This is a genomic window from Actinomadura geliboluensis, assembly GCF_043197915.1.
In the GTDB taxonomy this organism is placed as follows: Bacteria; Actinomycetota; Actinomycetes; order Streptosporangiales; family Streptosporangiaceae; genus Spirillospora; species Spirillospora geliboluensis.
Genome location: NZ_JBICUA010000002.1, coordinates 697235 through 710109 on the forward strand (window position 1 = coordinate 697235; position 12875 = coordinate 710109).

Sequence of the window (12875 nt, forward strand, 5' to 3'; positions counted from 1 at the left end):
CGCCGTGCCGGCGTCCGGCCCGCTACTCCGACTTCGCCGCCTCCAGCAGCGGGACCTCGGCGGCCCGCCGGGCCGGGAGCGCCGACGTCGCCAGGGCGACCGCCGCCGCGCCCGCGATGACCAGCGGGAACAGCCACCACGGCGGGTTCGGCGCCAGGAACGAGCTGCCCGTCGCGACGTACATCAGGAACACGCTGCCGAGCGCCGTCCCGATGCCGAGGAGCCCGCCGAGCAGCACGACGGTCGCGGCCTCCCAGCGGACGATCGCCCTGATCTGCGCGACCGTCGCGCCGACGGCGCCGAGCAGCCCGAACTCGCGGGTCCGCTCGCCGACGCTCATCGAGACGGTCGTCGCCATCCCGAACAGGGCGAGGACGAGCGCCATCCCGATGAACCCGTAGATGACCGTCAGCCCGCTGGTCATCGCGCCCTTGGCCAGGTTCACGTAGGCGCCCTTGCCGAGGACCTCGACGCCGGGCGTGCCGGCGAACGCGCGGGCGAGGTCCCGCTCGGAGCCGCCCCGCGCGAGGACGACCTGCGCGGGCGCGTCCGGGTCGAGCCGGTCCATGGTCGCCGCCGACACCAGCGCCTGGTCGGCGAACAGGTGCGACGGGTCGTGGTAGGCGGCCGCGACTGTCAGCGGCACGCGGCCCTGCGCCCCGCGCACGACGATCCGCTGCCCCTTCTTGATCTTCTGGCCCTTCATCACCGTGGAGGTGAGGGCGATCTCGCCGTCCCCGAGCCGGGGCAGCCGCCCGCCGAGCCTCAGCACCTCCGGCAGCGCCTTCTGGTCGGCGCCCGTCACCGCCAGGTAGACCGGCAGCGGCGGCTCCTCCGGCGACGGCCGCCGCGGCGGCGGCGAGACGAGCTTGATCTGCGACGCCGTCAGCGCGGCCGCGGCGGACACGCCGGGCACGGCCGCGGCCTTGGCCGCCGTGTCGCGGGGCAGCGGCGCCTGGCCGCCGGACGTCGCGCCGGTCGCGGCGATCGCGTGCTCGGCCCGCATCACCTGCTCGCCGGTCTCGGCGAACCGCGCGTCCACCGACAGCACGGTCAGCGCGGTCGCGCCGACCAGCGCCACGCCCAGCATCAGCGACGACGCCGCCGACGACACCCGGCGCGGGCTGCGGGTGATGGTGGCGCGGGCGAGGCGCCCGGCCTCGCCGCTGACGGCCGTGCCGATCCGGCCGACCAGGCCGCCCAGGGGGCCGACGAAGAACGGGGCGAGGACGGCGAGCGCCGCGACCGTCGTCATGCAGCCCAGCAGGACCATGACGCAGACGCCGATGGTGCGCTCCGGCCCCGGCGGCTCCTCGTACCTGATCCCGAAGACGCCGCCGAAGAAGATCCACGCGCACGCGAAGACGGCGAGCGCGCCGATCACCCGCCCCCGGCGGCGGCCGGGCGTGTCGGTGCTCGCCGCGCGCAGCGCCTGCATGGGGGAGACGCGCGCCGCGCGTCGCGCGGCCCGCCACGCCGCGAGCTGGGTGACGACGATCCCGGCCACGGCCGGCACGGCCAGCGCGATCCAGCCGAACTGCACGTCCGCGGCGGAGATGTCGAAGCCGTCGTCGGCGAACAGCCGGGTGAGCAGCGCCGACACCGGGTAGCCGAGCACCACGCCGCCCGCCGACCCGACCAGGCCGAGCGCCAGGGCCTCCCACCGGATCAGCCGCTTGATCTGGCGGGGCGTCGCGCCGATCGCGCTGAGCAGCGCCAGCCGCCGCGTCCGCTGCCGCACCAGCGTGCCGAAGGTGTTCGCCACGACGAACAGCCCGACGAACACCGCGACGGACGAGACCATGCCGATGGCGCCGCCGATCGACGCGCCCGCCGACTGCAGGTCGGCCGACTGGGCGTTCCGCACGGCCGCGGCGGTGCGGACCGTGACGTCCTGCCCGAGGGCGCGGGCCAGCTCCCCGCGCAGCTTCGCCGGCGCGACGCCCGGCGCGGCCTTCACCCACACGCCCTGCCAGGTCCCGGCCGGGAGGCCCGCCGCCGCCTGGACGGTCGCGGGCGGCGCCAGCAGCAGGTCGCCGCTCGCGACGGAGCTGTGGTCCTGCACGGTGACGATCCCGACGAGCTTCAGGGTGCGGCTCTGCTTCGGCAGCAGCACCCGGACCGGGTCGCCCACATCGAGCTTCCCGGCCCGCGCCACGTGCCGGGTCACGGCGATCTCGCCGTCCGCGGCGGGCGCCCGGCCCGACTCCAGGTGGTACGGGTTGAGGCGCTCGTCGGACGTCCACGGCCGCAGCGTCATCCCGGCCCCGGCGGGCGGCAGGATCGCCTTGCCGCCGGACCCGTGCGCGGTCACCGGGACCATCGCGTCCCCGGCGGCCGCCGCGACGCCCGGACGTCCCGAGACCGCGCTCAGCGCGACCTGGCCGTCCGGCCTCGCGTACGGGTCGTCGGTGTCCACCGACCCGCCGAGGACGAGCACGTCGGAGCGGGCGTACTCGCTGGCGTCGCTGCCCGACACCGCCTCCTGCGCCCGCAGCGTGAACTGCAGCGACCCCGCGATCAGCCCGATCGAGAACGCCGCCGCCAGCAGCGTGGCGGCCATCCGCATCCAGCCCTCGGCGAAGGAGCGGCGCGCGATCAGCCACATGGCGCTCAGCCCTCCATCCGGCGCATCACGTCGTGCACCTGGTCGATGGTGGGGGAGTGCAGCTCGCGCACGATCATGCCGTCCGCGAGGAACAGCACCCGGTCGGCGTGCGCGGCGGCCCCCGGATCGTGCGTCACCATGATCACCGTCTGGCCGTAGGCGTCCACCGCGCGGCGCAGGAACCCCAGCACCTCGGCGCCCGACCGGGAGTCGAGGTTGCCGGTCGGCTCGTCGGCGAACAGCACCTCCGGCCGGGTCAGCAGCGCCCGCGCCACCGCGACCCGCTGCTGCTGCCCGCCCGACAGCTCGCTCGGCCGGTGCGCGAGGCGGCCGCGCAGCCCCAGCGCGTCCACGATCGTGTCGAACCACTCCCGGTCGGCGCGCCGGTTCCCGAGCCGCCCGGTCAGCCGGATGTTCTCCTCCGCCGTCAGCATCGGCAGCAGGTTGAACGACTGGAACACGAACCCGAGCCGGTCGCGGCGCAGCTTCGTCAGCCGGGTCCGCGACAGCTTCGTGATGTCCACGTCGCCGATCAGCACCGCGCCGGAGGTGACCGTGTCGAGCCCGGCCAGGCAGTGCAGGAACGTCGACTTGCCGGAGCCGGACGGCCCCATGATCGCGGTGAACCGGCCGCGCGGGAACGCCGCCGAGACGCCGCGCAGCGCGGTCACCGCGTGCTCGCCCGTCCCGTAGGACTTGACGAGGTCGCGGGCCACGGCGACATGGTCGTGGAGCTGCCCGGCAGGGGGTGCGGCGGATGTCTGGGTCATGCCCTCAAGACAACCGCCGGCACCCCCTCGGGCACATTGGCGGAGCCTCCCCACTCGATGCGGGGGAAGGCCCTACCTTCAGCGGCCCTCGAACTCCGGCTGCTGCTTCTTCAGGAACGCCTCGGTCGCGTTGCGGTGGTCGGCGGTCTCGGCGCACTCGTCCTGCAGCTCCGCCTCCCGCTCCAGCGCGGACGCCAGATCGTGGGTCGCCGCGTGGTCGAGGGCCGCCTTCACCGCCCCGTAGGCGACCGTCGGCCCGGTCGCGAGCCGCCGGGCCAGCTCCACCGCCGCCGGGGCCAGCTCGTCCGCCGGGACGACCCGGTTCACCAGGCCCAGCTCCAGTGCCTGCTCGGCCTTCACCGGCTCGCCGAGCAGCAGCAGCTCGGCCGCCTTCGCGCGGCCGACGAGGCGCTGCAGCGTCCACGACATGCCGCTGTCGGGCGCCAGCCCGATCCCGGTGAACGCGGTCGCGAAGCGGGCCTTGTCGGACGCGACGACCAGGTCGCAGGCGAACGCCAGCGACGCGCCCGCGCCCGCCGCGACGCCGTTCACCGCCGCCACCACGGGCTTGCGCATCCCGGCCAGCGCCAGCACGATCGGGTTGTAGTGCTTGCGGACGGTGCCGTCCAGCCCCCGCCCCGCGGCGAGGTTGTCGGCGTGCTCCCGCAGATCCTGCCCCGCGCAGAAGGCCCGTCCCGCGCCGGTGAGCACCACCGCGCGGGCCGCCTGGTCGGCGGCGGCGCGCACCACCGTCGCGCGCAGCAGCTCCTTCATCTCGGCCGTCAGCGAGTTCATCCCGTCGGGGCGGTTGAGTGTGATCGTCCCCACACCGTCGGTCACGTCGTACAGCACGGTCTCAGACATCGGCGTCCTCCCGGTTCTCCCGCAGATCTTCCCATCTTCCGATCTGGAGGCTGATCGTTACCACTTCGCGCCCGGAAGACGAGATAATGGACCACTACTGATGACGCGGATGCGACACGCGGCCACGCGGCCAACGGTGTGCGAGGCCGCGGCCCTGACGCAGGAAGGGGAAGCACGCATGGCGGCGATGAAGCCGCGGACGGGAGACGGTCCGCTCGAAGTGACCAAGGAGGGACGCGGAATCGTCATGCGGGTCCCCCTCGAAGGCGGGGGCCGCCTCGTGGTCGAGCTCTCCGCCGACGAGGCCAAGGAGCTCGGCGAGGCGCTCAAGGGCGTCGTGGGCTGACGGCACACCGCTCCCGGCCTTTCTGGTGACGGTCCCGGCGACGCCGCCGGGGCCCTTGCCATTTCCGCACGCGAACGTCCAGATCAGGGGGGACCAGCACCATGCCCATCGAGACCCGCGTCCAGGGCGCCGGCGGCACCGTGTCGCGGACGGCGGCCGACCTCGGCGCCGAGGTGGTGGCGGTACCGGTCCTGAAGGGCCCCGTCGCGCCCGCGGCGGAGGTCGCCGGGTCGCTGCCCTTCACGCTGGACGAGCTGCTCGCGCTGCACCGGGCCAAGGGCGAGCCGGGCGAGATCACCGCGACCCAGGTCCGCATCGGGGACCAGGTCCGGGAGCTGCTGCTGTACGGGGTGGGCGACGCGGCCCCGGCCGACCTGCGCAGGGCCGGCGCCGCGCTGGCCCGCCGCGGCAAGGGCCGCGCCGCGCTCGTCGCCGGCGTGCCGGCCGGCGACCTCGCCGCGTTCGTCGAGGGCGCGCTGCTCGCGTCCTACGAGTTCAAGATCGGCGCTCCGCCCGCCAAGAAGGCGCTCGGCACCCTCGCCGTGCTGACCGAGGCCGGGCCGGCGGCCGACGCCCCGGCGATCGAGCGCGGCACCGCGCGGGCGCGGGCGACCGCGCTGGCCCGCGACCTCGCCAACACCCCGGCCTCCGAGAAGGACCCGTCCTGGCTCGCGGCGCGGGCCGAGCAGGCCGCCGCCGAGGCGGGCCTCACCGTCCGGGTCCGCGGCGAGAAGGAGCTGGCCGAGGGCGGCTTCGGCGGGCTGCTCGCCGTCGGCTCCGGGTCCGCCCGCCCGCCCCGGCTGATCGAGCTCTCCTACGTGCCGGACGAGCCCGCCGACCGGCACGTCGTGCTCGTCGGCAAGGGCATCACGTTCGACAGCGGCGGCCTGTCGCTGAAGCCGAACGAGGGCATGAAGACGATGAAGACCGACATGGCCGGCGGCGGCGCGGTCATCGCCGTCATGAGCGCGCTGCGCGGCCTCGGCGTCCGCGCCCGCGTCACCGGCCTGGTCGCGGCGGCGGAGAACATGCCGTCCGGGTCGTCGATGCGCCCCGGCGACGTGATCACCCATTTCGGCGGCACGACCTCCGAGATGCTGAACGCCGACGCCGAGGGCCGGCTCGTCCTCGCCGACGCGCTCGCCTACGCCGACGCCGAGCTCGCCCCCGACGCCGTCGTGGACGTCGCGACCCTGACCGGCGCCGCGAAGGTCGCGCTCGGGCTGCGGCACGCGGCGCTGTTCGCCACCGACGACGACCTCGCCGCCGCGCTCACCCGGGCCGGGACGGCGGCGGGCGAGCCGCTGTGGCGGCTGCCGCTGACGGCCGACTACCGCGCCGCGATCGACTCCGACCTCGCCGACGTCGCCAACATCGGGCGCGGCGGCCACGGCGCCGGCGCCACCACCGCCGCGCTGTTCCTGCGCGAGTTCGCGGGCGAGCGCCCCTGGGCGCACCTCGACATCGCCGGCCCGGGCCGCGCCACCGCCGACGACGCCGAGATCACCCGCGGCGCGACCGGTTACGGCGTCCGGCTGCTGCTCGACTGGCTGACCGCCTGAGCGGCGGGCCGCCGGTCACTTCGTCCGGCGGTCCACCACCGGGACGCGGCGCCGCCGCCGGGCCTCCTTGACGATCTCGGGGAGCGTCGCGTCCCAGCCCGCCTCCACCGCGAAGCACCACGGCGCGGCCGCCGCCGTCGCCGGGACGTCCCGCATCGTCAGCGCCACCAGGCCCGGCCGCTCCGACGTGCGCGCCAGTTCGACCAGCTCCGCGGTCGGCAGGAACACCACGTAGTCCTGCTCGCCCCGCCGGGTGCCGGGCACGCCGCGCCGCAGCGCCGCGATCGCGGCCACCTCGTCCCACGGCAGCGACCGCCCGGCCGAGCGCGGCAGCGGCCAGCGCGCCGGGCGCCGCACCGCGTCGCCGTCCAGCTCCAGCACGGGACGGCGCGCCAGCATCGCGCCCGCCGACACGAGCAGACCCGCCCCGAACAGGGCGATCCCCGTCGCGCCGAGCACCATGAAGGTGACGCTGGCCACGCTCGTCCCGCGCACCGCGCCGCCCGTGACGAACGCCACGGACGCCGCGAACAGGATCCCGAACGCCACCAGCTGCCAGACCCCGCGCCACGTCACCCGATCGCGCACCGAGAACAGCTCGCGCGTCTCGGCGGTCTCCACGGCCTGATCGTCTGCGGCCATCGGTGTGTCCTTTCAGGGGGAGGACCAGCCTGCCGTGTCATTGTCCGGGGGCGACCCCGAGACCCCCGATGGGGGGCCGACCGCTGTGCTCCGCTGGAGCTCCGCTCCAGGCGGCGGTCAGCCGCGCTTCACCGCGCAGAGGAGGCCGTCGCCGACCGGGACCAGCAGGGGGACGAGGCGCTCGTCCTCGCGGATCATCCGGTGCACCTCGCGGATCGCCTCGGTGTCGGGGTCGCGGACGGCGGAGTCGGCGACCCGGTCGTGCCACAGCGCGTTGTCGAACGCGACCACGCCGCCGGGGCGGAGCAGGCGCAGCGCGTCCGTCAGGTACTCGGGGTACTCCCGCTTGTCGGCGTCGCAGAACACCATGTCGTAGGCGCCGTCGGTGAGCCGGGGCAGCACCTCCAGCGCCGGACCCGTGATCATCCGGGTGCGGAACCCGGACAGCCCCGCCTCACGGTAGGCGATCTTCGCCAGCCGCTGGTTCTCGGGCTCGATGTCCACGCTCGTCAGCACCGCGTCCTTGGGCATCCCGCGCATCAGCCACACGCCGGAGACGCCGCAGCCGGAGCCGACCTCGACGACCGTCCGGGCGCCGAGCAGGGTCGCGAGGAAGCGCAGCGCCGCGCCGCCGGCCGGGCCGATCGGCGCCGCGCCGACCTCCGCTCCGCGCCGCCGGGCGGCACGGAGCGGTTCGTCTTCGGGGAGGAAATCCTCCACGTAGGCCCGGGTGGCCTGAATGGCGTCGATGGCTGCCTCCTCGCGGGACCCCCGCATGCCTCATGCTGGAAAGACCATATCGTTGACAGGGAACCGACTGGAGTTTCCGCGCGTTGTAACGAGTGAAAGCAGAAGCACGCAGTAAGTCACGAGCACTCAGCAGTTGGTTCAGCAACCGCCCCAGCCCAGGCGAGACCGTGCCGTTCCAAGGCGAGAACCTTGGCTCACGAGAGAGGAACAGCCCGGCACCATGGGAGTCGCAGCACTCAGTTTCAGAAGCGCTGTGGGGGTCGGCGCCAGGCAGGGGCTTGGGACCGCCGCTCGCACTCGAGAGAACGCCCCCGAGGCCGAGTGGGCGCCGCCGTCCTGGGACGAGGTCGTCCGCGAGCACTCGGCGCGGGTCTACCGGCTCGCCTACCGGCTGACCGGCAACCAGCACGACGCCGAGGACCTCACCCAGGAGGTCTTCGTCCGCGTGTTCCGGTCGCTGTCGAACTACACGCCGGGAACGTTCGAGGGCTGGCTGCACCGCATCACCACGAACCTGTTCCTCGACATGGCGCGGCGCCGCCAGCGCATCCGCTTCGAGGGGCTCGCCGACGACGCCGCCGAGCGCCTCCAGGGCCGCGAACCGACCCCGGCGCAGGCGTTCGACGACACCAACTTCGACGCCGACGTCCAGGCCGCCCTCGACGCGCTGGCCCCCGAGTACCGCGCGGCCGTGGTGCTGTGCGACATCGAGGGGCTGTCCTACGAGGAGATCTCGGCCACGCTCGGCGTCAAGCTCGGGACCGTCCGCAGCCGCATCCACCGGGGGCGGGCGCAGCTGCGCGCCGCGCTGGAGCACCGGGCGCCGACGCGGCGCCGGCCCGGCACGCGGAACGACTACCAGGCGGCGGCCGAGGCGCGCACCGCCGTGGCCGACGCGGCGCCGGGGGGCGCGCACGCGGCGGTCGTGCAGCCACTGCCGGACGGGGCGTAAAGCCGTACTTATCGCGCGCGGGGCGGGACCGCGCGCCTGATCGAACGGAATCGACGGAGGCGGCGTGAGTTGTCTGGGGGAGCGTCTGACCGCTCTGGTCGACGAGGAGCTGGGGCATGAGGAGCGCGACCGCGTCCTCTCCCACCTCGCGGGATGCGCCCAGTGCCGGGACGAGGTCGCCGAGCTGCGCAAGGTCAAGCGGCGGCTCCGGGGGCTGTCCGCCGACCCCGCCGCGGACGGCGCCGACGACCTGCCGACCCCCGACTTCCTGAACCGGCTGCGCGCCATGCCGGCGTCCGCCGTACCGCCCGCGGGCGGCCCGCCCGCCGAACCGCCGGGGCGCCCCGCCGCCGAGGCGCCGCCCGCACGCCCCGCCCGGCCGCTGCGATCACCGGCCCGCCCGTCCAGGACGTCCCCCGCCGGGCGTCCGCGCGACACCCGCCCGCCCGGCCGCGCCACGGCCGTCCAGGTCCACCCGAGGCGCCGTTATCTGGTCGTCGGCGCCGCCACGCTCTTCCTCGGCCTGGGCACCGCCTCCTACATCGCCGGTGGCGAGCAGGACCAGCCCGCCGTCACGCCCGCGTTCGACCGGTTCGCCGTCGAGCACGCGCTGACCTCCGGCGACGCGCCGATGACCGACCCGCTCACCGACCCGGTCTACCAGGTCCAGGTCTCCCCAGGGCCGTGACCGCGCCGGCCGCGACCCGCGTCGGGGGCGGCACGGGGCGGGGCAGGCGCTGCGCCGCCCTGGCCGGCGGCCTCGCGGGGGCGCTCGCCCTCGCGGTGCTGCTGTCCGGCGACCCGGCCGCCGCGCGCCGCGTCCGCAGCGACCCCGGCGCCGTGGGGCTGCTGCGCGCCGCCGCCGACGCCGCCCGCCGCGTCCCGTACGAGGGCAGCCGCTTCCTCACCACGTGGAACCGCAGCCGGTCCGCCACGTCCCGCGTCACCGTCGCGCACCGGCCCGGCGAGGGCATCCGGTACCGGTCCGCGGACGGCGCCGGGACCGGCCACCGGCCCGAGTCCGCCGCGGGCGACAGCACCGGCTTCACCCCGGAGACCCTCGCGCTGCTCACCCGCAACTACTCGGTGGTGCGCGCGGCCGACGGGGTGGTCTGCGGCCGCCGGGCCCGCGTCGTCGAGGCCCGCCGCCCGGACGGCACCCCGGCCGGGCGCTTCTGGATCGACCGCGAGACCGGGCTGATGCTGCACCGCGAGCTGATCGACGCGACCGGGCGGCCGGTGGTCGTCACCGGGTTCACCGAGATCAGCTTCACCACGCCGCCGCCGGAGCCGCCGGTGCGGGTGACGCCCCGGGGCGGGCTGCTGCGCTTCCCCGGATCGGGCGCGGGCGACGCCGCCGGGTCCGCCGCGAACGCGTGGGGCGAGCGCCTGGACGCCACCGGGATCGCCTGGCTCCGCGACCGCGGCTGGCCCGTCCCCGCCGACCTGCCCGGCCGGCTCACCCTCTTCGACGTGCGCCGCGAGAAGGACGGCGGCTCCGTCCACCTCAGCTACTCCGACGGCCTCGCCGCCGTCTCGGTGTTCGTGCAGCGCGGCGCTCTCGAGGAGAGCGGGATGTCCGGCTGGCAGAAGACCGTCCGCCGGGGCCGGACGGTGTACCGCCGCGAGGCGCTGCGGCGCTGGGCCGTGTCCGCGGGGAAGGGGTACGTGTACACCGTGCTCACCGACGCGCCGCAGAGCACGGCGGAGGCCGTCGCCGTCAACATGCCGCGCGGCGGCCCCGACACCTTCTGGAAGCGGCTGTCGCGGGGCACCCGGCGCCTTGTTTCCGCGGCGAATCCGTTCGACTGAGCCGGGATGAGCGCGCACCTGATAGGTCTTATGCTCGCCACATGCCTTTAAGGGCAGCATGAGCACGGATGACGAGGACCATGCTCGGTAGGAGAGATGGGGATGACGGAAGACAACCGCGGGCCGGCCAGGGCGGCGGCGGAGGACGACGAGGTCGCCTCCGGCCAGGAGCCTGAGCGGCAGGAGGCGGCGGCTCCTCCCGAGACGGTGACCGACCAGGAGATCCCCCTGGAGGCGCCGGCGGACGACGCCGCGCCGGCCGACGACGCGCCGGCCGACGGCACCGGGCCCGCCCGCGAGGCCGGCACCCCGGGCGACCGGCTGGTGGCCGGGGGGTTCGCGCCCCCGGACTCGCTCGGCGCCCCGCCGGACACCAGCGAGGACGTGCTCTCCAACGGCGGGCCGGCCGGCATGGCGCCGCAGGAGGTGCCGCTGCAGGACGTCCCGCCGCGGGACATGCCGCAGCCCCCGCCGCCCGTCGCGCTCGACAAGCCCCCCGTAGAGGACGACCGCCCGCGGCCCGGGTTCGTCCCGCACAACCAGGACCCGCGCGCCGCGCAGGGCGGCCCGTACGGCGGCTGGCCGCAGCAGTCCCACCAGGGCCCGCCGCCGCCCGCCGACGGCCGCCCGCCGCTGGCGCCGCCGCCCGCGCCGATGGGCCCGCCCCCCGGCGGCCCCGGCCCCCGCCCGATGGCGGGCTACGGGATGCCGCCCGGCGGCACCGGCCCCAACTGGGCGCCGGTGCCCGCGATGCCGCCGTCCTCGCGCGGCGGCCCCGGCCTCGGGCTGCTCGCCGTCGTCGCGCTGATCGTCGCGCTGGTGGCGGGCGCGCTCGGCGCCGGGATCGGCGTCATCGCCACCGACGACGACGGCGGCTCGGTGAGCCTCGGCGGCAGCAGCAGTAGCGACGGCAAGGTGCAGGCCCGCCCGCCGGACTCGGTCGCCGGCGTCGCGCAGCGGGTGCTGCCGAGCGTCGTGATGATCCGCGTGCGGGCCGCGCAGGGCGAGGTCGGCGGCACCGGCTTCATCGTGAACGGCGGCTACGTCGTCACCAACAACCACGTCGTCGCCGGTGCGGGCGGCGGGCAGATCCAGATCGTCTTCAACGACAAGAAGACGCTGCCCGCGACCGTCAAGGGCTCCGACCCGAGCTCGGACGTCGCCGTCCTCAAGCCGGAGGGCCAGCACTCGCTGCCGCCGCTGCCGCTCGGCGACTCCAGCAAGATCGCCGTCGGCGACCCGGTGATCGCGATCGGCTCGCCGCTCGGCCTGCAGGGCTCGGTCACCACCGGCATCGTCAGCTCGCTGAACCGGGCCGTGCCCACGCAGGGCGAGGGCGGCGGCGACGCGTCCTACCTGAACGCCATCCAGACCGACGCGGCGATCAACCCCGGCAACTCGGGCGGCCCGCTGGTCGACGGGAAGGGCCGCGTGATCGGCATCAACACCGCGATCGCGACGCTCGGCGGCCAGTCGCTCGGCGGCGAGACCCAGAGCGGCAGCATCGGCCTCGGCTTCGCGATCCCGATCAACCAGGGCAAGCGGATCGCCGAGGAGATCATCCGCACCGGCAGCGTCCGCCAGGCCAAGCTCGGCGTGTTCCCGGACCCGCGCTACCAGGACGGCGGCGCCCGGATCATGACCCAGCAGGTCAACGGGCAGGACCCGGTGGTCAAGGGCGGCCCGGCGGACAAGGCGGGGCTGAAGCCCGGCGACGTGATCACCAAGGTCGACGGCCGGCCGATCGAGGACGCCACCGACCTGATCGCGCAGATCCGCAGCCGGGCCCCCGGCGACCGGGTCACCGTCACCTACGAGCGCGCCGGCAAGGAGGCCAACGTCCAGTTGACGCTGGGTGCCGACTAGCGCGCCGCGGCACGGTCGGGAGGTCCGGTTCGTCCGGTCTCGGGATACGCTGAGGGGGCCGGTCCGCGCGGACCGGCCCCTGACGGCTTGTGGAGGACGGGTTGTTCGACGTCGGACTCGGTGAGATGGCGGTGCTCGTCGTCCTCGCCCTGGTCATCTTCGGGGACAAGCTGCCGCAGGTCGCCGGGCAGGCCGGCCGCATGCTCCGGCAGTTCCGGCAGATGGCCGACAGCGCCAAGGCCGACCTGCAGGAGGGGCTCGGGCCGGAGTTCAAGGACTTCGACATCAACGACCTGAACCCGAAGACGTTCGTCCGCAAGCACCTCTTCGAGGACGAGGACGGCACCCCGACCGCGAACGGCACCGGCCTCTTCGACGATGACGCCCCGTCCTACGCCACGACGACGGGCGCCCTCCCAGCAGGCGAACGTCCCCCCTTCGACAACGAAGCGACTTAGCCCAGGGGGGCGACCCCCTGGAACCCCCGTCAGCGGGCGAGAGGCTGTGTTTGCCCAGGGGGGCGACCCCCTGGAACCCCCGTCAGCGGGCGAGAGGCTGTGTTTGCCCAGGGGGGCGACCCCCTGGAACCCCCGTTACGGGCGAGAGGCTGTTTCCCCGATCCGCTGGCGCGTCTCGGCGAAACAGCCTCTCGCCCGGCGGGGCGGGGGGGGGGGGGGGGGGGGGGGGGCGGCGCCGCGCGCCC

12 protein-coding genes are annotated in these 12875 nt (G+C 75.4%); 7 read left to right on the forward strand and 5 right to left on the reverse strand.

Translation table 11 applies throughout. The features are described 5' to 3' along the window. Nucleotides 1–22 precede the first annotated feature (22 nt). The 3 genes from ACGFI1_RS08780 to ACGFI1_RS08790 form a co-directional block, all read right to left on the reverse strand. Nucleotides 23–2608, reverse strand: a complete 2586-nt coding sequence (locus tag ACGFI1_RS08780) for an FtsX-like permease family protein (RefSeq protein ID WP_386872441.1) — start codon at nt 2606–2608, stop codon at nt 23–25. Between the two features lie 5 nt (nt 2609–2613). Next, nucleotides 2614–3378 (reverse strand): ABC transporter ATP-binding protein, encoded by a 765-nt coding sequence (locus ACGFI1_RS08785; RefSeq protein ID WP_138639694.1) that lies wholly within the window; start codon nt 3376–3378, stop codon nt 2614–2616. 78 nt (nt 3379–3456) lie between these two features. Next, nucleotides 3457–4242 carry an enoyl-CoA hydratase-related protein gene (locus ACGFI1_RS08790; RefSeq protein WP_392732830.1) on the reverse strand — a complete coding sequence of 262 codons (786 nt, stop codon included), beginning with the start codon at nt 4240–4242 and terminating at the stop codon, nt 3457–3459. A 178-nt stretch (nt 4243–4420) separates the two neighbouring features. Here ACGFI1_RS08790 and ACGFI1_RS08795 point away from each other — a divergent pair, with 178 nt between their 5' ends. Next, complete coding sequence (locus ACGFI1_RS08795; RefSeq protein WP_083946426.1) at nt 4421–4588, forward strand: DUF3117 domain-containing protein; 168 nt, start codon at nt 4421–4423, stop codon at nt 4586–4588. Nucleotides 4589–4689: 101 nt separating this feature from the next. Next, nucleotides 4690–6150 (forward strand): leucyl aminopeptidase family protein, encoded by a 1461-nt coding sequence (locus tag ACGFI1_RS08800; protein ID WP_392784205.1) that lies wholly within the window; start codon nt 4690–4692, stop codon nt 6148–6150. Between the two features lie 15 nt (nt 6151–6165). On the opposite strand, the gene ACGFI1_RS08805 is transcribed toward ACGFI1_RS08800, so the two are convergent. Both ACGFI1_RS08805 and ACGFI1_RS08810 read right to left on the reverse strand, forming a co-directional pair. Beyond that, nucleotides 6166–6792 carry a hypothetical protein gene (locus tag ACGFI1_RS08805; protein WP_386872431.1) on the reverse strand — a complete coding sequence of 209 codons (627 nt, stop codon included), beginning with the start codon at nt 6790–6792 and terminating at the stop codon, nt 6166–6168. Between the two features lie 117 nt (nt 6793–6909). Then, nucleotides 6910–7569: an O-methyltransferase gene (locus ACGFI1_RS08810; protein WP_138639698.1), complete on the reverse strand. Its 660-nt coding sequence runs from the start codon at nt 7567–7569 to the stop codon at nt 6910–6912. 193 nt (nt 7570–7762) lie between these two features. On the opposite strand from ACGFI1_RS08810, the gene sigE reads away from it, so the two are divergent. The 5 genes from sigE (at nt 7763) to ACGFI1_RS08835 (ending at nt 12630) form a co-directional block, all read left to right on the forward strand. Then, complete coding sequence (gene sigE / locus ACGFI1_RS08815; RefSeq protein ID WP_386872427.1) at nt 7763–8494, forward strand: RNA polymerase sigma factor SigE; 732 nt, start codon at nt 7763–7765, stop codon at nt 8492–8494. A 64-nt stretch (nt 8495–8558) separates the two neighbouring features. Beyond that, nucleotides 8559–9182, forward strand: coding sequence for an anti-sigma factor family protein (locus tag ACGFI1_RS08820; RefSeq protein WP_301174985.1), 624 nt, complete (start codon nt 8559–8561; stop codon nt 9180–9182). Beyond that, nucleotides 9179–10306: a sigma-E factor regulatory protein RseB domain-containing protein gene (locus tag ACGFI1_RS08825; protein WP_392784208.1), complete on the forward strand. Its 1128-nt coding sequence runs from the start codon at nt 9179–9181 to the stop codon at nt 10304–10306. Before ACGFI1_RS08820 ends, ACGFI1_RS08825 begins: the two co-directional genes overlap by 4 nt. A gap of 102 nt (nt 10307–10408) precedes the next feature. Continuing rightward, nucleotides 10409–12172, forward strand: coding sequence for a S1C family serine protease (locus ACGFI1_RS08830; protein ID WP_387072444.1), 1764 nt, complete (start codon nt 10409–10411; stop codon nt 12170–12172). Between the two features lie 101 nt (nt 12173–12273). Beyond that, on the forward strand, nt 12274–12630 hold the full coding sequence (locus ACGFI1_RS08835) for a sec-independent translocase (RefSeq protein ID WP_301177407.1): 357 nt from the start codon (nt 12274–12276) through the stop codon (nt 12628–12630). Nucleotides 12631–12875 lie beyond the last annotated feature (245 nt).

What these genes read in the sequence shown, in the direction of transcription:
- ACGFI1_RS08800 (WP_392784205.1), top strand. Translation starts at nt 4,690, where the DNA reads ATGCCCATCGAGACCCGCGTCCAGGGCGCCGGCGGCACCGTGTCGCGG.
- ACGFI1_RS08810 (WP_138639698.1), bottom strand. Translation starts at nt 7,569, where the DNA reads ATGCGGGGGTCCCGCGAGGAGGCAGCCATCGACGCCATTCAGGCCACC.
- sigE (WP_386872427.1), top strand. Translation starts at nt 7,763, where the DNA reads ATGGGAGTCGCAGCACTCAGTTTCAGAAGCGCTGTGGGGGTCGGCGCC.
- ACGFI1_RS08805 (WP_386872431.1), bottom strand. Translation starts at nt 6,792, where the DNA reads ATGGCCGCAGACGATCAGGCCGTGGAGACCGCCGAGACGCGCGAGCTG.
- ACGFI1_RS08830 (WP_387072444.1), top strand. Translation starts at nt 10,409, where the DNA reads ATGACGGAAGACAACCGCGGGCCGGCCAGGGCGGCGGCGGAGGACGAC.
- ACGFI1_RS08785 (WP_138639694.1), bottom strand. Translation starts at nt 3,378, where the DNA reads ATGACCCAGACATCCGCCGCACCCCCTGCCGGGCAGCTCCACGACCAT.
- ACGFI1_RS08790 (WP_392732830.1), bottom strand. Translation starts at nt 4,242, where the DNA reads ATGTCTGAGACCGTGCTGTACGACGTGACCGACGGTGTGGGGACGATC.
- ACGFI1_RS08795 (WP_083946426.1), top strand. Translation starts at nt 4,421, where the DNA reads ATGGCGGCGATGAAGCCGCGGACGGGAGACGGTCCGCTCGAAGTGACC.
- ACGFI1_RS08780 (WP_386872441.1), bottom strand. Translation starts at nt 2,608, where the DNA reads ATGTGGCTGATCGCGCGCCGCTCCTTCGCCGAGGGCTGGATGCGGATG.